The sequence below is a fragment of the Planktothricoides raciborskii GIHE-MW2 genome, from assembly GCF_040564635.1.
GTDB classification, from domain to species: Bacteria; Cyanobacteriota; Cyanobacteriia; order Cyanobacteriales; family Laspinemataceae; genus Planktothricoides; species Planktothricoides raciborskii.
In genome coordinates, this window is record NZ_CP159837.1 from 372,860 (window position 1) to 392,417 (window position 19,558).

At 44.2% G+C, this 19,558-nt stretch carries 21 protein-coding genes; 15 read left to right on the forward strand and 6 right to left on the reverse strand.

Going from position 1 to position 19,558, the window contains the following annotated elements; translation table 11 throughout:
- Window positions 1-43 precede the first annotated feature (43 nt).
- Window positions 44-373, forward strand: coding sequence for a hypothetical protein (locus ABWT76_RS01465; protein WP_354635525.1), 330 nt, complete (start codon window positions 44-46; stop codon window positions 371-373).
- A 399-nt stretch (window positions 374-772) separates the two neighbouring features.
- Window positions 773-1,426 (forward strand): hypothetical protein, encoded by a 654-nt coding sequence (locus ABWT76_RS01470; RefSeq protein ID WP_354635526.1) that lies wholly within the window; start codon window positions 773-775, stop codon window positions 1,424-1,426.
- A 97-nt stretch (window positions 1,427-1,523) separates the two neighbouring features.
- On the opposite strand, the gene ABWT76_RS01475 is transcribed toward ABWT76_RS01470, so the two are convergent.
- A complete protein-coding gene (locus tag ABWT76_RS01475; protein WP_354635527.1) occupies window positions 1,524-2,414 on the reverse strand; it encodes a DUF1848 domain-containing protein in 891 nt (296 codons plus the stop codon).
- A gap of 310 nt (window positions 2,415-2,724) precedes the next feature.
- On the opposite strand from ABWT76_RS01475, the gene ABWT76_RS01480 reads away from it, so the two are divergent.
- Complete coding sequence (locus tag ABWT76_RS01480) at window positions 2,725-3,549, forward strand: DUF2993 domain-containing protein (protein WP_054465133.1); 825 nt, start codon at window positions 2,725-2,727, stop codon at window positions 3,547-3,549.
- A 224-nt stretch (window positions 3,550-3,773) separates the two neighbouring features.
- Window positions 3,774-4,454, forward strand: a complete 681-nt coding sequence (locus tag ABWT76_RS01485; protein ID WP_054465132.1) for a GerMN domain-containing protein — start codon at window positions 3,774-3,776, stop codon at window positions 4,452-4,454.
- Window positions 4,455-4,520: 66 nt separating this feature from the next.
- Here ABWT76_RS01485 and ABWT76_RS01490 read toward each other — a convergent pair whose 3' ends face one another.
- The 3 genes from ABWT76_RS01490 to efp form a co-directional block, all read right to left on the reverse strand.
- Complete coding sequence (locus ABWT76_RS01490; protein ID WP_054465131.1) at window positions 4,521-4,871, reverse strand: metalloregulator ArsR/SmtB family transcription factor; 351 nt, start codon at window positions 4,869-4,871, stop codon at window positions 4,521-4,523.
- Between the two features lie 187 nt (window positions 4,872-5,058).
- Window positions 5,059-5,628 carry an acetyl-CoA carboxylase biotin carboxyl carrier protein gene (gene accB / locus ABWT76_RS01495; RefSeq protein ID WP_054465130.1) on the reverse strand — a complete coding sequence of 190 codons (570 nt, stop codon included), beginning with the start codon at window positions 5,626-5,628 and terminating at the stop codon, window positions 5,059-5,061.
- A 219-nt stretch (window positions 5,629-5,847) separates the two neighbouring features.
- Window positions 5,848-6,405: an elongation factor P gene (efp, locus tag ABWT76_RS01500; protein ID WP_054465129.1), complete on the reverse strand. Its 558-nt coding sequence runs from the start codon at window positions 6,403-6,405 to the stop codon at window positions 5,848-5,850.
- Between the two features lie 307 nt (window positions 6,406-6,712).
- Here efp and ABWT76_RS01505 point away from each other — a divergent pair, with 307 nt between their 5' ends.
- The 3 genes from ABWT76_RS01505 (at window position 6,713) to thiL (ending at window position 9,907) form a co-directional block, all read left to right on the forward strand.
- Entirely contained in the window at window positions 6,713-7,864 is a 1,152-nt protein-coding gene (locus tag ABWT76_RS01505) for a peptidylprolyl isomerase (protein ID WP_054465128.1), read from the forward strand.
- Window positions 7,865-8,513: 649 nt separating this feature from the next.
- Entirely contained in the window at window positions 8,514-8,726 is a 213-nt protein-coding gene (locus tag ABWT76_RS01510) for a hypothetical protein (RefSeq protein WP_354635529.1), read from the forward strand.
- Window positions 8,727-8,872: 146 nt separating this feature from the next.
- Entirely contained in the window at window positions 8,873-9,907 is a 1,035-nt protein-coding gene (thiL, locus tag ABWT76_RS01515) for a thiamine-phosphate kinase (RefSeq protein WP_354635530.1), read from the forward strand.
- Between the two features lie 54 nt (window positions 9,908-9,961).
- On the opposite strand, the gene ABWT76_RS01520 is transcribed toward thiL, so the two are convergent.
- Entirely contained in the window at window positions 9,962-10,978 is a 1,017-nt protein-coding gene (locus ABWT76_RS01520) for a type I glyceraldehyde-3-phosphate dehydrogenase (protein WP_054465125.1), read from the reverse strand.
- Window positions 10,979-12,169: 1,191 nt separating this feature from the next.
- On the opposite strand from ABWT76_RS01520, the gene murC reads away from it, so the two are divergent.
- From murC to ABWT76_RS01555, 7 genes are all read left to right on the forward strand, one after another.
- Window positions 12,170-13,702: a UDP-N-acetylmuramate--L-alanine ligase gene (gene murC / locus ABWT76_RS01525; RefSeq protein WP_054465124.1), complete on the forward strand. Its 1,533-nt coding sequence runs from the start codon at window positions 12,170-12,172 to the stop codon at window positions 13,700-13,702.
- A gap of 122 nt (window positions 13,703-13,824) precedes the next feature.
- The gene (murB, locus tag ABWT76_RS01530) at window positions 13,825-14,802 is read left to right on the forward strand and encodes a UDP-N-acetylmuramate dehydrogenase (protein ID WP_354635531.1); all 978 of its coding nucleotides are present in this window, start codon (window positions 13,825-13,827) and stop codon (window positions 14,800-14,802) included.
- A gap of 283 nt (window positions 14,803-15,085) precedes the next feature.
- A complete protein-coding gene (locus ABWT76_RS01535; RefSeq protein ID WP_054465122.1) occupies window positions 15,086-15,436 on the forward strand; it encodes a YbaB/EbfC family nucleoid-associated protein in 351 nt (116 codons plus the stop codon).
- 376 nt (window positions 15,437-15,812) lie between these two features.
- Complete coding sequence (locus ABWT76_RS01540; RefSeq protein ID WP_354635532.1) at window positions 15,813-16,286, forward strand: low molecular weight protein-tyrosine-phosphatase; 474 nt, start codon at window positions 15,813-15,815, stop codon at window positions 16,284-16,286.
- Window positions 16,287-16,561: 275 nt separating this feature from the next.
- On the forward strand, window positions 16,562-16,957 hold the full coding sequence (locus ABWT76_RS01545) for a nuclear transport factor 2 family protein (RefSeq protein ID WP_054465209.1): 396 nt from the start codon (window positions 16,562-16,564) through the stop codon (window positions 16,955-16,957).
- 162 nt (window positions 16,958-17,119) lie between these two features.
- Window positions 17,120-17,566 carry a TMEM165/GDT1 family protein gene (locus tag ABWT76_RS01550; protein ID WP_231636639.1) on the forward strand — a complete coding sequence of 149 codons (447 nt, stop codon included), beginning with the start codon at window positions 17,120-17,122 and terminating at the stop codon, window positions 17,564-17,566.
- A gap of 16 nt (window positions 17,567-17,582) precedes the next feature.
- A complete protein-coding gene (locus ABWT76_RS01555) occupies window positions 17,583-17,870 on the forward strand; it encodes a TMEM165/GDT1 family protein (protein WP_054465120.1) in 288 nt (95 codons plus the stop codon).
- Window positions 17,871-17,964: 94 nt separating this feature from the next.
- Here ABWT76_RS01555 and ABWT76_RS01560 read toward each other — a convergent pair whose 3' ends face one another.
- The gene (locus ABWT76_RS01560) at window positions 17,965-18,480 is read right to left on the reverse strand and encodes a DUF4149 domain-containing protein (RefSeq protein ID WP_054465119.1); all 516 of its coding nucleotides are present in this window, start codon (window positions 18,478-18,480) and stop codon (window positions 17,965-17,967) included.
- Between the two features lie 293 nt (window positions 18,481-18,773).
- On the opposite strand from ABWT76_RS01560, the gene queC reads away from it, so the two are divergent.
- The gene (queC, locus tag ABWT76_RS01565; protein ID WP_054465118.1) at window positions 18,774-19,448 is read left to right on the forward strand and encodes a 7-cyano-7-deazaguanine synthase QueC; all 675 of its coding nucleotides are present in this window, start codon (window positions 18,774-18,776) and stop codon (window positions 19,446-19,448) included.
- The last annotated feature ends 110 nt before the right edge of the window (window positions 19,449-19,558 follow it).

Consider the following 19,558-nt stretch of genomic DNA (forward strand, 5'->3'; position numbering starts at 1 on the left):
GAAGGGCGATCGCTGGTTTTGAGATTCGCCTCTCTCTGGTAAGATGGAAGTTATTCCGCTAAATCATCATTCGGCTGTGAAAAATTTACTTTTACTGGGAACCTTAAGTTTTACTATTGCTTTTAGCTGCGGCTTAGTTGTCGAGAAAAATGTGACTAAAAGTGCGGCGATCGGTGCGATCGCCACCATTAGCACCCTGAGTAGTGGGTTGGTTTTAAGCAAAGTCTCAGAAAAAGAACGTCAAAAGCTTCAGGGACAGACCGAAAAAGTAAAAAGCCTGGAAAGTCAAATATCAAGCCTGACAGAGAAAAAGACCAACCTGGTCAAAGTCATTAATAATAAAACTCGTTCTAAAACAAAAGTTGAACAATAAGTCAACGCAAAACTAAAAGAGATCGACCGGCTAAAAGAAGAGATTAATTCTCTAAAACTCCAGCGAGACACTCTGCAAGATGTAATCTTCAATCTGGAAACTAAAGAGAAAAAAATCCCGGCTAAACGTTGGGTTAAACCTAAAGATAAACCCATTAAGAGTACCGGATTATACAATTACATTTTAGAGGGATTAGAGAAATCGCTAGTTTTTTATGACCCCCAAAAACACAAAACATTTGAAAATTATTTAGAATCACTCCAACCAGCGGCAGAAGAATTGTGGTCTGCTTATAGATTCAATCAGGTTCAAGTCAATTATGGGGAGCCGTCAATTCAAGCCGCTTATTTAATCCGTTATTATCCCCACTATGCTTACATGAATTACCAAATATTAGAAATGATTCATCGTCAAAATCTATTTAAATGCTTCACAGATGAAACCCTAGAAGTATGCTTGTTTGGCGCTGGTCCTTGTCCAGAAATAGTTGGGTTAAGTAAACTATTGTCAGAAAATTATCAATTTATCAAAAAATTAGTGGTAAATGTATATGATCTTGCTGGCGCTCAGTGGTCTTTAAGCAGAGAGATTACTGAGAAATTTATTGTCCCCGAATACTGGTATGGAGATTTAACAGTAAATAGTAATTACCTGGATTTATGTGAATTTAATTCGCTTCAGTCAGTTAAGCAGAGCATTAAAAGAAGCCGGTTATTTGTTTTTCAAAATTGCCTAAATGAGATTTATAATGTATACACAGTTCAATTTAATTTGAATTTTTTGTTAGATGAAATTCCTGTGGGAGGGGCGATGGTGATTATAGACTTATGCAATTACAGTCAAAATGTCACCATCGTTGATGAATTGGAAAAAAAAGTAAAAAATAGAGGTGACTTTGAAATATATTGCCCACCAATTGATAACCTTAACATTAAAGCTTGCCCAAATCTGCCACAAATTATTAAAAAACATCTTTTGACCAGTAAAGGTAGGTTAGTCCCTCGGAGTAAAGATATCCAGTGTCTTTTTATCAGTTTACACAAAATTATTTGAGTATAAAATTAATCTAAATTTATTAGTTCAAATGAATTGCAAATATGTAGAATATTCTGCGATCGCCCAACTTAATTAAAAATTTTCAAATATGCGACTATTCCACTAAAACAGGTGAGTTAGGATCGTGTTTTCGGTAATTTTCGCGGGCGCGATCAAAACTGGTCGTTGCATAGCAATACTGACAGCCAAACAAGCAAGTATCATACATACCAATATCTCGGCTTTGGACACAACCACAAGCTTCTCGTTGACCCGGATCTTTTTGATGATTCACGTCTATGTCAAACACCTCCTTAATATAATCATCATCGATACATTTACCATGCTGAATGCCATAGGCGGATAAATCACAAGATTCCGCACAGCTAAAAAGCCTTATCCCATATTTATAGGCAATTTTTGATATTTCTGGCAAAAACTTGTCCTTGACTTCCGGGATATCTGCAAAATTAATAATTTTAATATTTTGTTCTCGTTCAATTGTTTTCAGACGAGGATTATTTTTAGCGTACCGATCCATAAAACTCAAAACGCACCGAGTAGCGGCGGGGAATAATCTATCGGCAATATCGCCGAATTGCTGAAGATGAAACTCGATATCGGTTGCCGAACTAAAAACAATCGGATCGTAGCGCCAAATAACTTTGCGGTAGCCGATCGCCTGGACTAATTCGTGAAATGTGGCGATCGCCCGTTCCCAGGGAATGTTATTCTGGTCTAGAAACCGGGGATTATTCATAATTGTAAACTGAAAATAATATTTATATCCCCGTTCATCTAACTCTCGTAAGGATGACAACAAAGGTTTCGGGTTGCGCGTCCAGAAAACGATAACTTCTACATTTTCTGGAGTTAAATCAATCCGGGAAACTTGCTGGCGATTAAAGGGATTAGGCACCAGGCAGTAGCCCGCACGAATGCGATTCATAAACCATTGATGGTAAAAGGCAGGAATATCAGTCCGTCGGCTGGCACTAATAATCATATTATCTAATCGATCTGTGTAATTATCGCACTACCATAATAGTATATCCCTACTAAATATTATGTAAGCTTTAAAAAATATTGAATATAATTTAAAATATGAGCATATAAATTATTCTAGGCTAGAATAATTTATATTCACTTATTTAATTTAAATTAAACTAATTTCAAGGCAAAACAAGCCCAAAAAACACCAGGTTTACCCTCTACCTATATTATAGACAGTATATACACAGTGCCTAGACTTTGCATTGAGTTTCCATTTTGTTATAAAATGATGTAAACCCACTGGCAAAAACGCCATTGAATTTATGCAAATTATCAACATTATCGTTTCCGGTCTGCTTACCTTGGTTTCCCCAGTTGGGGCTGTTTTCGATCGCGTTGCGGAAAAAGCTGTCCTGGATCAACTTTACGCAGCGGAAGAATTAGAAGTCCGAGTAGATAATACTCCCAATTATCAGTTACTCCAAGGCAAAATAGACCGACTGCGGTTTGCCGGTCGTGGGTTATACCTAACTCCAGAATTTCGGATTGACACCATAGAATTTGAAACGGATCCCTTGGACGTGGATCTGGAACGTTTGCGGGCAGAAAATCAAGGGTCTGTGCCGCAATTTCTGCGCCAACCTTTACAAGGGGCGATCCGGTTAGTGCTTACGGAGGCAGACTTAAATCAAGCCCTGCGATCGCCTGCGGTATTAGAACAACTCCGTCAGGGTCAAGGGACATTTAGCGAGGGCACGGAAGCAGAATCACTGTTACAACGGTATCAACTGGTAAATCCTGAGATTGATTTTTTAGGAGAAAATCGATTAAGCTTGCAAGCAGAAATTCAAGATCAAAGAGACAACGATCGCTTAACAGTGAGGATAGAATCAGAGGTAAGGGTAGTCGAGGGATCTAAAATAAATTTGGTTAACCCAAAGCTGTGGTTGAATGATGAGGAAGCCCCAGCTAATATAAGTCGGGTGCTCGCTAAATTCGTGAATCAAAAGCTGGATTTAACCTCTTTTGACTCCCAAGGACTCCAAGCGCGAGTGATCCAGTTAAATATGAATGGCGAACAAATAGAGATTGTCAGTTTTCTGCGGATCGATAATGCCAAAGTAGCAGCCACTCTGAATCAGCGATGAAATTTTCAGGATGCGGATCGAAAAGCTTTGTATTATTTACCAGTTCTCTCAGCATATTGCTATAATGTAACGTGATATTTGAAACGTGAGATTTGAAATTAGCGATCGCTGCCATAATTCTCACAGCTTGATATTTATACTGGGAATGCAAGGCGCTTTGACTGAATACTAATTTAAATTCCCACCCTAGATTCTGTGCCATCCCAAAGGAGAAAAAACCAGAAATGGAAGAGCAACAAAAAATTAATAAAACACCTGCCGACTTCAAATTTCTTGCGGGTATTTCTGCCCTCGTATTAATCGCTGGTGGCGCCACCGCTGGATGGCTCTGGACTTCTCAGAAATCCGAGTCTCCCGTCACCAAACCAAACCCGGTGGAAACATCGCAACCATCAGTGACACCGAACAATCAAGCAACAACGGTGCCCCCAGAAGTGATCGCCCCCAACACCAATGCCAGCGCCCCCAACGCCAGCAAATCGGTAGACATCTATCTGTTGAAAGATAACGGTCTCAAATCTGAACTGGTGCCGGTGCCCATCAAGATGCAGGGGAAATCTGAACCCGCAGAAATATTAACCGGGGCATTTCAGCAGTTACTTAGCAACCAGGAGAATCAGTCTGACGCTTTCAGCAATATTCCTCAAGGGACTCAACTGCGTAGCCTGACCGTTAAACCTGATGGGATTCATGTTGATTTGTCCCAAGAATTTAAAGATGGCGGTGGCAGTAACTCCATGATTGGTAGACTCCAGCAGGTGCTTTACACCGCTACCAGTTTAGATCCGAATGCTCCCGTGTGGATTTCCGTAGCCGGTGAACCCCTAACAGTTTTAGGGGGTGAAGGATTGGAAGTCCCTCAACCGCTGACTCGGCAGATATTTGAATCTGAGTTTCAACCGTAAACAATTTTCGGTAATGGCGATCAAAAATCGCGAGGGAATTAAGGGCGCTTGAAGAAAGCGCCCTGATTATTTTCCATTGAGGCTGATGTTGCGAAAATGGCGAGCCTGCTGTTCAATCCTCAAAGCGAGGCGATCGCAAACTAACTTACATAATTCAAAAATTAGGGGATCCTCTACTCGATAATAAGCAGAAGTTCCTTCGCTACGACGGGTCAAAATTCCCGCTTGTAGCATCACTTTCAAATGCTTGGAAACATTCGCTTGACTGGTCTCAGTGGCGGCGACTAACTCTTGCACGCATTTTTCCTCATCGCGCAGCAAATTTAAGAGCTTTAGACGCATTGGCTCGCTCAAAATGCTGAAATATTCAGCCACGTGTTGAATCACTTCTGGGGGAACAGGCGGCGTTCCTTTCATGCAAGTTTATCTCAAAGTACCCACGGGCAAATTATAGCATCGATCGTTTTTATAACAATCAAGTAATAAATATTCGTCAGAATTCAGCATATTGATAGACTCTGGCCAAAAATCAGCCCTAAAAAAATCAATCCACCCCGGCAGATCGAATCAATACCGAGGTGATTTCTTAAATAGTCAATTGATATTAATCCGGTTGAATCCGCATTAAAACTTGCTCATATTCCACCGGCTGGGCATTATCAACCACAATTTCCATCACTTGACCAGACACTTCGGCCTCGATCTCATTCATCAGCTTCATTGCTTCAATAATGCAGACCGTTTGACCAATGCTGACGCGATCGCCAACCTTGACAAAAGGAGGCTCGTCTGGGGCTGGGGCGCGATAGAAAGTACCCACCATCGGGGCAGTCACCACTACCCACTTATTGTCTAGGGATGGGGGTGCGGCGGGGGTGCCTGGAGATGAGGCACCTGCTTTCAGGCTCGGTTCGCCAGCCGCCGCCGAAGGCATGGGCGAAATGGGTGTTGCGGGAACCGTTGCCCCAGAAACAGAAGAGATATCTTCTGGAACACCCATCACTTTATCTGTAATTTGTAACTTGGGAGCCACCGGAGGAAAGACTCGTTCCCCATCAGCAATCCCTTTACGCACCGTGAGTTCCAAATCGCCGCTTTTTAAGATCATCTCGGAAATATCAGTTTGATCTAAAGCGGCGATTAGCTCTCGGAGTTGGTTTAAGTCCAATTCCACAGTTGATTTGACCCCTTCATATGGCGCGATCGATCGGTGAGCGGGAAAAGTTCTGGCTTTCGGAGATCAAACAATTCTGTGGCTTTCGCCCTGATGAGCAAACATCAGCGTCGATGCTTAAACTCAACTGATTCCGAGTGCCAGCCTCGCGGCCTGCCGATCGCCTTACTCTAAACATTTACTGAATCACAAGCAATGAATCACAAGCCAAGCGGCTGATTATTCACGACCCAAGTAGCTATCATTGCGCGTATCAATTTTGATCCGCTCGCCAATAGAAATAAACAAAGGAACCATTACTTGAGCGCCTGTGGAAACAATCGCGGGCTTGGTGCCACCTGTTGCCGTGTCACCTTTAACTCCTGGATCGGTTTGGGTCACTTCTAAAACTACAGAATTGGGTAGTTCCACTTCTAGGACTTGGCCGTTCCAGGTAATCACATTCACTTCCATACTTTCTGTGAGATACTTAACGCGATCTCCAATCTGGTCTGGATTCAAGCGGGCTTCTTCGTAAGTTTCCATATCCATAAAGACGAACTGTTCGCCCTCTTTATAGGTATGCTGCATGGTACGTTTTTCTAAGGTGGCTTGAGGGACAGTTTCCCCAGCGCGGAACGTCCGCTCAACAACGCTCCCACTCTGCACGTTTTTTAGCTTGGTTCGCACAAAGGCAGAACCTTTACCGGGCTTCACGTGGAGAAATTCTACCACCCGCCAAACCGCCCCATCTAATTCAATCGTGACGCCTGGTCGAAAATCGTTACTGGAAATCATTAATTTTATCTAGGGGAGAACAATCGGCATTTTATTGTACCGCGAGCGTACACGATTACTCATTTAACCTACTTAATGTTTTTTGGCTATTATTACCGATTAATTATTAAAAATTTGTTATAAAATCGAAAAACGGGAGTCATTCAGCCCCCAAGAATCACCAAGAATCACCAAGAATCACCAATAATGGTGACTAATGGTGGCGATCGCCAAGATTTTGCCAGAATAATCCACCGAATTCCATGAATCGACCGGCGCGGTGTGGGAAGATTTCATAGACGCCTTTGTTGATCTCAAAAACCAATCCATGCCTTTTTCGAGCAAAAAAATCACAAATTTATTAAAAAGTTGGCTGAAAACTAGCCTATTGCTCCTGCTGCTAGTCAACTTATCCATCGGTCTTAGTGCTGCCGCTTGGTGGGACTCTGGCAGTAGCCAAACCCCTCAGAAGCGTGAAAGCATTTTGCCACCGGGAAATGCGATTACCAATCCCAAAGCTCTGTTACGCTACGCTTTACCCATTGACAATCAACCCATCCGCAAAATCCAAAGCTTGTTGGAAAGTATCTCCGACGAACTGCGGGCTAAACGCTGGAAACCCATCGAGGGCTATATCTCAAAGGTAGAAGTCATCCTGAAAACTCAGGACGATCAAATTCTCCAAGATATTCCCGAAGCGAAACAAGCTGAAGCCCAGGCTCTGATTGCTCAAATCCAAGCAGACCTCAACTCGTTACGCACAGCGGTTGTGGCTGAAAATAAACCCAGCACTCAGCAAGCGCGAAATCAACTTTTAGACTTGGTGGGTGAAATTGAGTCATTAATGGTGAAAGAATTTCCCTTTGAAGTTCCTTCAGAATATAGTCATCTACCCCAGTTAAAAGGTCGCGCTACGGTGCAGATGGAAACTGAGTTCGGTTACCTAACAATGGTTGTAGATGGTTACAGTGCCCCGGTTACAGCGGGTAATTTTGTGGATCTGGTGCAACGCGGTTTCTATGACGGTTTAGAATTTACTCGCGCCGAGGGTTCTTATGTCCTCCAAACCGGAGATCCACCGGGAAAAGAAGAAGGGTTTATCGATCCAAAAACTGGCGAATATCGCAATATTCCTTTGGAAATTTTACTCCGAGGCTACGATAAGCCGATTTATGGCATTACCTTAGAAGATGCCGGTCTATATCGGGAAAAGCCGGTTCTTCCTTTCTCGGCTTATGGGGCTTTAGCAATGGCTAGACCGGAAGAAGAACCAGATGGTGGTTCTTCACAGTTTTTCTTTTTCTTGTTTGAACCAGAATTGACTCCCGCTGGTTTGAATTTACTCGATGGACGCTATAGCGTTTTTGGCTTTGTCACCGAAGGTAAAGAGGTTTTGGAGAAACTGAAACGGGGAGATAAAATTCTCTCGGCCAAAGTCATTGAAGGGGCAGAAAATTTACAGTCTCCTCAAAGTATCTAAGCAGGATATGTCAGATATTGCCTCAGACATTGTCTCAGACATTGCCTCAGACATTGCCTCAGATATCATTGACGATTTCGCCCTGGAAAACTTCTGATTTTCCCTAAAGGGAGATTCCCGGCGATTAGTCACAAAAAAACCCGTTTGTTAAAAAAAACGGGTTTTTTTGTGGAAATCCTGAAGCCTGATGATACCAAATACGGTTGTCAAAACCAGTTTATCAAGCCATATGTCATTCCCGCCTTCGCGGGAATCAAGAAGCGTTTTAGGTGATTCCCTCGCATAGCTCATGCGAGGGAATCGTATGGGCGAGAAAGCGAATCGCCCGTACAGGAGAACCGGATTTGGTATGAGATATAGCGCTTCTTATTGGATGAATTACAGAGGTTTTCTGGATTCCCGCCTGCGCGGGAATGACAAATTTTTTTGGTACTTCATAACTCCGAGAAGTGCTATAATGAACCAAAGGAGCGATCGCTTTATTATATAATGATTATTGTCTCAATGGTTTCAATTGCTTAAAATATTGAATTTAATCTATTACTACCAAGAGAGAAATACTATGCCAATTTTAGAATTTTTAGTAGCGTTCGGAATAGGAGTATTATCATTTCTATTCCTATCGAATACCATCAGTAAAAAAAATATTATGCAAAGACTTGATGAGGCATTTTATCAGCTTTTAGAATCAGAAAATGGTCACATTACGCTGATTCAATTGGCCACCACTGCTAGAGTGGACGCGGAAGTAACTCGCGCCTACTTAGAACATCAAGCCAAAGCGTTTGATGCTACTTTAGAAGTCGATGCTGATGGCGATTTTTTTTATCGTTTTCCTAAACTTCATCAAGGAAATCAATAATTGATATATCAATTATTGATGATAAAAATTGATTGGTTAATTTTTGGTAATTTTATTTTTATTTATGCTAAAATAAATCAAACATTTTTATGTTAATTACATCAAAATAAGAAAAATTTAATTAAATAAATTCGGCGGAATTGGTAATGGTTAACAATAATGTAGATTCCCTGAAAGTTGCCGAGATTGGCGAACAGGGACTTTTGCAACGATTACACCAGTTTTGTCCCTCAGAGATTATTGGGGATGATGGAGCGGCGATCGCCTGGAAATCCGATCGCGGCGAAAACCTGGTCGTGACCACCGATGTGTTAGTGGATCGAGTCCATTTTAGCGATCGCACCACTTCGGCCCAAGATGCCGGTTGGCGAGCCGCTGCTGCGAACTTATCGGATTTGGCAGCAATGGGCGCCGCACCCATTGGCATTACCGTGGGCTTGGGACTGCCAGGGCAAACCCCTGTCCGCTGGGTGGAAGAACTTTATCAGGGAATGGTCAGTTGCCTGAATCGTTATCACACGCCGATTCTGGGTGGGGATGTGGTGCGGTCATCGGTGATTACCATTTCGATTACAGCGTTGGGGCAAGGGTCGCCAAAACAGGTGATTCGGCGGTCAACGGCTCAACCGGGAGATGCGATAGTGGTGACTGGGGCACATGGAGGGTCGCGGGCTGGTTTAGAACTGCTGCTCAACCCAGAGTTAAAAGGTCAACTCACCCCGGAAAACTATCAAGTTTTGGTGCGATCGCATCAACGCCCCATCCCCAGACTGGACATTTTGCCAATTTTGTTATCCTTAACTCAGAGCGATGGAGCGTCGATCCGGGTCAGTGGCATGGACAGCAGCGATGGTCTAGCGGATGCAGTCTACCAAATTTCCACCACCAGTGGCACAGGAGCAATAATTGAGGCGGAGAAAATACCAATACTCCCGGCCTTGTTAGACTGGGTGCCACCGGCAAAAGCTCTAGAGTGGGCTTTATACGGAGGTGAAGACTTTGAACTCGTCCTCTGTTTACCCCCAGCCACTGCCCGGGCATTGGTGGAAACATTGGGTCCGATGAGTGCCATTATCGGCACCATCACAAAAGAAACCGGCGTCTGTTTAGTCCACAGCGCCGGTGTTAATCATATAGAATCTTTAACTGGTCAAAAAGGATTTGAGCATTTCAAATTCTAGAGAGGTCACTGGTCAGCAAATCTCTAGAAAGCTCAAATCTTTTTTAAGCAATTTTTAAGCGACCCACTTTTGGGCCACCAGTTCAGCCAGGTCAACCACCCGCTGACTATAACCCCATTCGTTGTCGTACCAGCCGACCACTTTCACCATATCTCCACCCATGACCAAAGTGAGGCTGGAGTCTACGATAGAAGACTCATCAGTTCCTTTGTAATCACTGGAAACTAAAGGTTCATCGGTATATCCGAGAATTCCTTTCAGGGAACCGTGGGCGGCATCATGCAGGGCTTGATTGACTTCTTCCACAAAGGTTTTCTTCTCAACTTGGGCTACGAAGTCTACCACAGACACATTGGGAGTAGGAACCCGCAAGGCAATCCCATTGAGTTTTCCGGCCACCGCTGGGTAAACCAAAGCCACGGCTTGAGCCGCCCCAGTGCTGGTGGGAACAATGTTCATCGCGGCAGCCCGGGCCCGACGCACATCCCGGTGGCTGGCATCTAAGAGACGCTGGTCGCCGGTATAGCTGTGAGTGGTGGTCATGGTGCCTTTGATGATGCCGAAATGCTCGTGGAGGACTTTGACGATTGGCGCCAAGCAGTTGGTAGTACAACTGGCGTTGCTCAGAACGGCGTACTCTTCGTGGGTGTACTCGTGATGGTTGACCCCCATCACATAAGTGCCGACGCCACTCCCTTTTCCAGGAGCAGTAATCAGGACTTTCTTGGCTCCCGCTTCAATATGCTTGGAGGCGCCCTCTTTGCTGACAAACACCCCAGTAGATTCGATAATTAAGTCAATATCCCAGTCTTTCCAGGGCAAGTTTAAGGGGTTGCGATCGGAGACGCATTTGATCGTCTTGCCGTTGACCGTAATGGAGTTCTCATCCGCACTGATATCAGCGTTCAACTTACCCAACATGGTGTCGTATTTGAGCAGATGGGAGTTGATTTTTGGGTCTGAAGTGTCATTGATTCCAACCACTTCGAGTTGACTATCAGTGCGGGTGAGCCAGCAGCGCAGAAAATTACGTCCAATCCGTCCAAAACCGTTAATCGCGACTCTAACCACTAGATACCTCCTAAATTTTTATACTTCCCTATCCACAACTAGCCAGAAGCTACTGTTGTGTTTGATTAATTGTGAGCGATATGATCTGGCTTGCTTCTGAAATTTAGGGCTGATGTCCCCTATCCCTGGATTTCTTCTGCCGATTCCTTTGGTGTTTTGCGCCACGTTTCTCTACTTCCTGCTGAAATTTAACAGGTGGTAGGGAGTCCTTTTGACGAGATCCACACAAGTCACCTCAAACAATCAGAGATTAAATAATCAGACAGTTAAATCCGCACCTGATTCAGGATTTTATCCTGAATGGGTTAATTCCCATAGTTATATGCACAATTCTCCCGTCTAAGTCGGGTGAGCTTGTTTAGCATCAGCCTCGGATAATTCCAGAAAAGTCAAGATTCAGTAATGACCCAGATCATACCGCAAAGGCTGACCAACTCAACCAACCACGTCGATCGCATGCATATTCATTTGGTAGTTTTGACTCTCGTATTTTTCAGTTTTTACTTTGGAGACTGCCGCACTAGGGGGATCGCCTTTGCATATGATGCTTGATTTCACGACAGGCGATCGCCGGAACGCCGGAATGTTTCTCTCTCGATGGAGCATAATTCAGAAACATTGAGTCTCAGTTGCAGTCTGTCGGAGATAGCCGATCGAACTTTGATCCGTCAAACCGTAGATAAACTAATGAAAAAACTTAAAAAATATAGGTTTTGTATATATGTTAGGTCAAGCAAGAATGCTCCCATCTGTTCTCTGGTGACAGTGAATTGGTGAGCCAATCGGTATCCTGTAGACTCAAATGCATATTTATCTGGCGTTTTCATCCCTCGTTGCACAACAAATTCCCCGACTTTGACCCCAAGGAAAGTGGTTTGTTGCCGAGCGATCGAAGTGGATTAGAATAAGCAGATAGCTGGCTAAGGGATTGGGCTTTTTGCGATCGTAAAAACTCCCATTCAGGACAGGGTTGGATAAAAGCTGTTTTTAAAGTTACTGTAGAACCAGAAATTTAAAAATGTTCAGGAAATGGCAGCACAGTCCTCGTATAAACGTTTAAGATATTGCTCAAGCTGATGGAGGCTGGATCTTCCTACGGTGATGACTGAACTATGATGGCGGAGTTGAACCGAGAAAAACAATTATTGGTATGATATCGCGTGTTATTGGTGTGGCGTGCAAGGAGCTAAAATGTCAAATTCAATCGATTTGAACGGTAGACCTTTTCATTTTCTCGGCATCGGCGGAATTGGAATGTCAGCCCTGGCTTATATTCTAGCTAAACGGAATTTGCCAGTGTATGGTTCGGATATTCGTCCGAGCCATATTACTGAAAGACTCCAGGAAATTGGCGCTCATATATTTTGGCGTCAAGATGCCAGTAATTTAGAATTTTTCGTTTCTAGACTCCAGGGATTAGGAGACAACGGATCTCCAGTCGCGGTAAATGCTGACGGCAGAAACGGACATTCCCAGACCCGATCGAAGGAAGCGAAACCCGCGAATAGTGCCTTGCCCCAGGTGATTTGTTCTACAGCGATCGCCTCTGATAATCCTGAGTACCAAGCTGCGGTCAATTTAGGCTGCCCGATTTTTCACCGATCGGATTTGTTGGCAGCCCTGATTCAGGAGTCTCAAAGTATTGCTGTAGCCGGAACTCATGGGAAAACCACTACCAGTAGCGCTATTAGCCATGTCCTGTTTAAGGCGGGTCTGGATCCGACCATTGTCGTGGGTGGGGAGGTCAATACTTGGGGCGGCAATGCCTATGCCGGAACCGGGCGATTTTTAGTCGCGGAAGCGGATGAGTCTGATGGATCTTTGGTCAAGTTTGGCGCCAAAATTGGCGTGATTACTAATATTGAACTGGATCATCCAGATCATTATCAAAGCCTCGAAGAAGTGATCCAGATTTTTCAGGTGTTTCGCGATCGCTGTACTGATTTGGTGGGATGCATTGACTGTTCCACGGTGCGAGAACAAATTAAACCGAAGATTTCTTACGGTCTGAACCCAGATTTTAACCCCGACTACACCGTGTCTTCGGTAGTTTATGGTGCCGATGGCACCACCGCCGAGGTTTGGGAACGCGGTAAAATATTAGGTGAATTGTTTGTGCCTTTGCTGGGTGAACATAATTTGAGTAATGCCCTGGCCGTGGTCGCGGTCAGTCGTCACCTAGGCTTGGATTTTGCCGTAATTAGTGAGGCGATCGCTTCTTTTCAGGGTGCCCGTCGTCGCTTTGAGCATCGCGGTGAATACCACAATATTCTGTTTGTTGATGATTATGCCCACCACCCCAGTGAAATTCGCGCCACTCTGAAGGCAGCACAACTGCACGTCAGCAGTCCATTATCTCGGCAAAAGCGGATTGTGGCCATTTTTCAACCCCACCGTTACAGCCGAACTGAAGCATTTCTGCCAGAATTTGCTGCATCTTTACAAGCGGCAGATGTGGTCGTGGTCAGCGATATTTATGCCGCTGGGGAAAAAAATGTCCACAACATGAGCGGTGCTAATGTTGCTGATATCATTAAAACAGTTCATCAGAACGTACATTATCAACCTTCTTTGCCGTTGGTGTCTCAGTTGCTCCAAAAAATACTTGTTCCAGGGGATTTAGCATTATTTCTGGGTGCTGGTAATTTAAATCAGATCATTCCTGAGTTGATGGCGTATTATCAGGAAATGGAGCTTTGTCACCCTGCTGGTTCTTGCTCCTAATCATCCCCTGAATCCGATCGCAAAAGCTGCCTAAAACAAACTGTTAGAGATGCGATCGCTCGCATCTGCACTAAAAATGAAGTAGCTGTTAGTTCAGCTGTTAATTGAAATACTTGGATATTATGACTGTTTCTTATCAGACGAGGCGGGTGGTAAATCCCACGATCGGTGTTCCCACCAACACACAACCAGAATCGATGTACTTGCCTGGAACTAAATGTCCCTTGAAATCGCAAGTGAAACTAGCCCCTTTAACCTCCTTCCGAGTAGGTGGACCTGCCCAATGGTATGTTTCACCCAAAAACCTCGAAGAACTTAAACAAAGTTTCGCTTGGGCTACGGAACAACAATTGCCGATTACTTTGCTCGGTGCTGGATCGAATTTACTCGTAAGCGATCGCGGTTTACCGGGTTTGGTGATTGGCACTAAAGGTCTGCGTCACACTCATTTTGATCTAGAAACAGGTCAAGTCCGAGTGGCCGCAGGTCAGTCGGTCGCCCGTCTAGCTTGGAAAGCGGCTGAGTTGGGGTGGGAAGGTTTGGAATGGGCTGTGGGAATTCCCGGCACTGTCGGCGGTGCGGTGGTGATGAATGCTGGCGCTCATGGGAGTTGTGCGGCGGATATTCTGGTGGATACTCAAGTCCTATCCCCAGACGGAGCCGTTGAATTGTTGTCACTCAAAGACTTGGGTTATCGCTATCGGACTTCGGTGTTGCAAGGGGGCGATCGCTTGGTGACAGAAGCGACCTTCCAACTCAAACCTGGAGCCGATCCCGCGAAAGTGACTGCCACTACAGCAGAACAGTTGGAACAGCGACGGCTGACTCAGCCTTATCATTTGCCCAGTTGTGGTAGTGTGTTTCGCAACCCTGGAGGTCAACATGGGGCTGGATGGTTAATTGAGCAAATGGGTTTGAAAGGTTATCAAATTGGTTCTGCCCAGGTTGCCGAGCGTCATGCTAATTTTATTCTCAACTGTGGCGGTGCCAAGGCGATGGATATCTATCGGTTAATTCTTTACGTCCAAGAACAAGTGGAAAACCATTGGTCTGTAAAGTTAGAACCGGAAGTCAGAATCTTGGGTCAGTTTACGGCTTGATTCTCAAGCTTGTAGCTATTACCCACAATTCAGTCAGCATTAGCCTCCAGAAATCGGGTGAGTCGTTTAACGACTCACCCGATTTTGGCGATCGCCCTTGGGGAGATCCACCCTTGCCGTCGGGATGCCTCAGATTTAGAGCAGTATTCCGATCGGCGTCTCTAGAATCAGCCCGATCTGACCGCCCTATAGCTGGTTTTATATGCATGAAAAGAAGCTTGTGATCTTTAGTAAGTTAAAATAACTGGATGTAACCTTAAACTCCGAAGAGAAAAAACTCATTATGTCAAAAGGACAAGGACAGGGATTTGGTTTCGGTCTGGGAAAAATGAAAGAACTGACCGAAGCATTCAAAAAAGCCCAACAAGTACAAGAAGGAGCAAAAAAACTTCAGGAAGATTTGGATGAACTCGAAGTCACCGGAGAAGCGGGCGGTGGTTTGGTGAAAGTCATCGTCAGTGGCAACCAGGAACCCCGCCGGGTGGAAATCTCCCCAGATGTCATGGGAGAAGGTGCTGATGTCGTCTCTGAACTGGTGACTCAAGCAGCGAAAGACGCTTATATCAAGTCTACGACGACGATGCGTGAGAAAATGGAAGAACTGACAGGTGGGCTGAGTCTCCCAGGCTTGTAATCCCAATCGCAGTGAGTTCCGGCAAAATGCTTTTGAGGCAATGTCTTGGCTTCAAATCCCTTTTCAGGATATGGGATCGATCTTTTGATGGGATGATCTCGAAATACATCTGATTTATTTTGACCGAACTCACTCCGTTGAAGCATTGTTGAAGCATTGTTGAAGCATTGTTGAAGCATTGTTGAAGCATTGTTGAAGCATTGTTGAAGCATTGTTGAAGCATTTTTGATGATTTCCGATGCTCTGCACAATTATCAGTCATCAGTCATCAAAAATGCTGGCTTTACCCAGTTATTTGGGGATAATTAAATTAAAATTATTTGAGAATTGGCTCAAATTTAGTTGCTAAAATAAATCAGGTTGATTACTGGAAATTATGCCGTATAAGTTACTATTTGTTTGTCTAGGAAATATTTGCCGATCGCCCGCCGCCGAAAATATTATGAATCATAAGATTCAAGAGAGAAATTTGGGCGATCGCATTGTCTGTGATTCCGCCGGTACTTCCAGTTATCATATTGGTTCTCCTCCCGACAAAAGAATGGTGTCAACGGCAAAAAAACGCGGGATGGAATTCACAGGTCAAGCCAGACAATTTAAAGGATCAGATTTTGAAAAGTTTGACTTTATTTTAGCAATGGATCGCGATAATTATTGGGACATTTTATCTTTAGATACCCATAGTAAATATCGGGATAAAGTTAAAATGATGTGTGATTTTTGCCGTAACCATAATGTGAAAGAAGTCCCGGATCCTTACTATGGTGGCCCCGAAGGATTTAATCACGTCATTGATTTATTAATGGATGCTTGTGACGGATTGCTGGAATCCCTAGATTTGAAGGATTAAGGATTTCGGTAAATTTGGGACATTTTTCTGGGAAATTTTTCTGGGTTCTGAGCGGGCGATATTTTCTGAGAGTTTATACCATTTACAAAAAATCATGGTAGGGGCGCTACGTCCAAGCGCCCCCGCACATTGCGATCGCTTGGGGTGCTTTGCATTGCGCCCCTAGATCAGCCCAAATAAATCTCGTATAAGTAATTTAAGTCATTTAAATAATTTAATTAATTATTTAAACTAAGAATTAGTTTAAATAATTATCACTTTCAATGGTGGCCATAATGAGCGAAAAATCACAAAACACTCTCACCATTGCTCACCAAGCATTTAACCATTTTACCCAAGGGTTAGCCACGGGAGAATGGGAACCTTTTTTAGCCATGCTAACCGATGATTTTAGTTTTTGGTTTCCTGTGGGTCAATTCCACGGATTAAATCAAGGAAAAGAACGAGCCCGAGAGTTTTTTCAATATGCTTCCGAGGCTTACAGTGAGGGATTGACAGTCACCTTAGATCGCGTGACCAGCAATGAAAATACGGTTGTTTTTGAGTTTCGGGATGAAGGGCCGATGTGGGGACAGCCTTATAAAAATCGCGTCGCTGTTTCTTTTGATGTTCGCGAAGATAAAATTTGTTTTTATCGGGAATATTTTGGCAGTGATGGCAAATCCAATTAAATCCATTTAAATCCATGATGATGCCTGCTGTGCTGATTCGGTCTGATTCGGTATCCCCTGAATCCGTAAGACTATTTTTTGATGGGTTGCCATTTCCGGTGAGAATCTGGGAAGATCGGATGCAGTAAGATGACCAATTCCTAGCGTTAAATACAATTGCCCGTGAATACATCTCCTAAATTTTCTAGTGTTTCGGTGACTGATGCTACAGCGGCTGATGCCATTGATGTCATTGAGTCCGATCGCCCTTCCTCCGCGATCGCCCAGTCAAATCTACCGGAACCGCAAACGGATCCGGAACCCAGCGAACCCTTTACCCCAACCATTGACCCTGGTGCGGTGGCGGTTTTGGGTTCAACCTTTGTAACGATATTTTTTGCCGAGGTTGGGGATAAAACTCAACTGGCGGTTTTGTTAATGAGTGCTGAATCTGAAAAACCTTGGGTTGTGTTTGCGGGTGCAGCTTGTGCCTTGATTGCGACGAGTTTGTTAGGGGTGATGCTAGGAAAGTGGCTCTCCACTCGTGTGTCCCCAAAAACTTTAGAACGTTCGGCGGCAGTGGTGTTGCTGTTTATTTCCGCCACCTTGCTTTGGGATGTGTTGCATTAATTATTACAACTAAACTATGGATTGGCAACTTTTGGGACTGAGTTTTATTACGGTATTTTTGGCGGAGTTAGGCGACAAAAGTCAATTAGCCGCGATCGCCCTCGGAGGCAGTTCTAAACATCCGAATGCGGTGTTTTTGGGCACCGCTGGGGCTTTGGTATTGGCGACTTTAATCGGTGTTTTACTTGGAGAAGGAACCGCTTTGCTGTTGCCAACTCGTGTAGTGAAGGCGATCGCCGCCATTGGTTTTGCTATCATGGCTGTCAAGTTACTCTGGCCAGAAAACGAGGAATCAGAAAGTTAAGTTTCCGCACCAAAATCAAAACCCCGGCTTGATAAAAAGCCGGGGTTTTTGTTGATTATTGTTTAATATTTCACAGATTTACTGAATCATTTACCTATTCAGAAATCAAATGTTCATGGTGGTGGATAAACCAGCCCAAGACAATGGTTCCAGCGCCTAATTTCAGCATTTCTAAAACCCAATAACCGGCGTGCATTTGATTCATTACTACGGGGGCTGGGGCGGCGGGGTCAAACAGATTAAGCTGCATTCCCAAAGCACTCATTTGAGGAGTTAAGCCATAGGTATCAAATAACGCAACAGCCATGAGCATCAGGGAGCAAATAATGGCGATTAAATTTTTATTTTCTCCTTCTTTTTGCAATGCTAAAGTGGTAAAAAGTCCAGTTAAAACTAGGGCGGCACAAACTAATTCAATCCGATTAAAAACTGAAAACATTGTATAACCCGCTGAGGCAAAATCCGATTGAGTCATCATGCCGGAGGCATACATACTGGGCATAATTACCGCATCTAATAGGAGCAAAGCACTGAGCCAGAAGCCTAAAGTTAAGATGGCGACGGTTTGCCATAAGGGTTGTTTATTTTCAAATGTAGGAATCGTTGACATAATAATTACCTTTGATTTCTTTGATTTTTTATCGATGTTTCTACTATAGCGAAGTTTTCCCAAAAAAGATATGAAGTAATTTTGCAAAAAGATACAAATTGCATCAAATTAGAGGGTATTTACGGTTATTATTGTGAATAAATATTAAGCAAAGGGACTAATGGGCTGGTTGATGAGTATTTATGCTGATTTTTTCCGCAGCGCCCAAGGCATCAGGTGGTTGTGATTAATCAGTAATTGGTAATATATCCCAAAGATTCCGATCTATTTGTAATGTATTAACAGGAAAATCCGTGAAAGCAGTCATTTTATTGTCGGGAGGACTTGATTCCTCGACGGTGCTGTATCAAGCGAAGGCCGATGGTTGTGAATGTTATGCAATTTCGTTTGATTACCAACAACGGCATCGCCGCGAGTTGGATTCGGCAGCAGCGATCGCGAGGGTCGCAGGAGTGGTGGCCCATCAGGTGATTACCTTTGATTTGCGGCAGTGGGGGGGGTCAGCGTTAACCGATGATGGGATTGATTTGCCGGAAGGGCGATCGCTCTCGGAAATGGCAAGTCAAATTCCGGTGACTTATGTCCCAGCCCGAAATACGATATTTCTCAGTTTTGCTTTGGCTTATGCGGAGGCGATCGCTGCCGAACGAGTCTATATTGGGGTCAATGCTTTGGACTATTCGGGATATCCCGATTGTCGCCCAGATTACATTCAAGCGATGCAGGAAGTGTTTCGTCTGGGGACAAAACAAGGTCGCGAAGGACAGGCGATCGCTATTATCAGCCCCTTACTGGAGTTGCACAAAACCGAAATTATTCAATTAGGCAATAAATTGGGCGTCCCTTGGCAACATACTTGGTCTTGTTATGCCGGAGAGGAAAAAGCTTGTGGGGTCTGTGACTCCTGCCAATTGCGGTTAGCGGCTTTTGCTGAATTGGGCTTATCGGATCCGTTGCCTTATCGGTAATGGGGAGCGGGGTGTAGGGTGTAGGGTGTAGGGTGTAGGGAGAAGCCGCCGTCGTGTAGGGTGTAGGGTGTAGGGAGAAGCCGCCGTCGTGTAGGGTGTAGGGTGTAGGG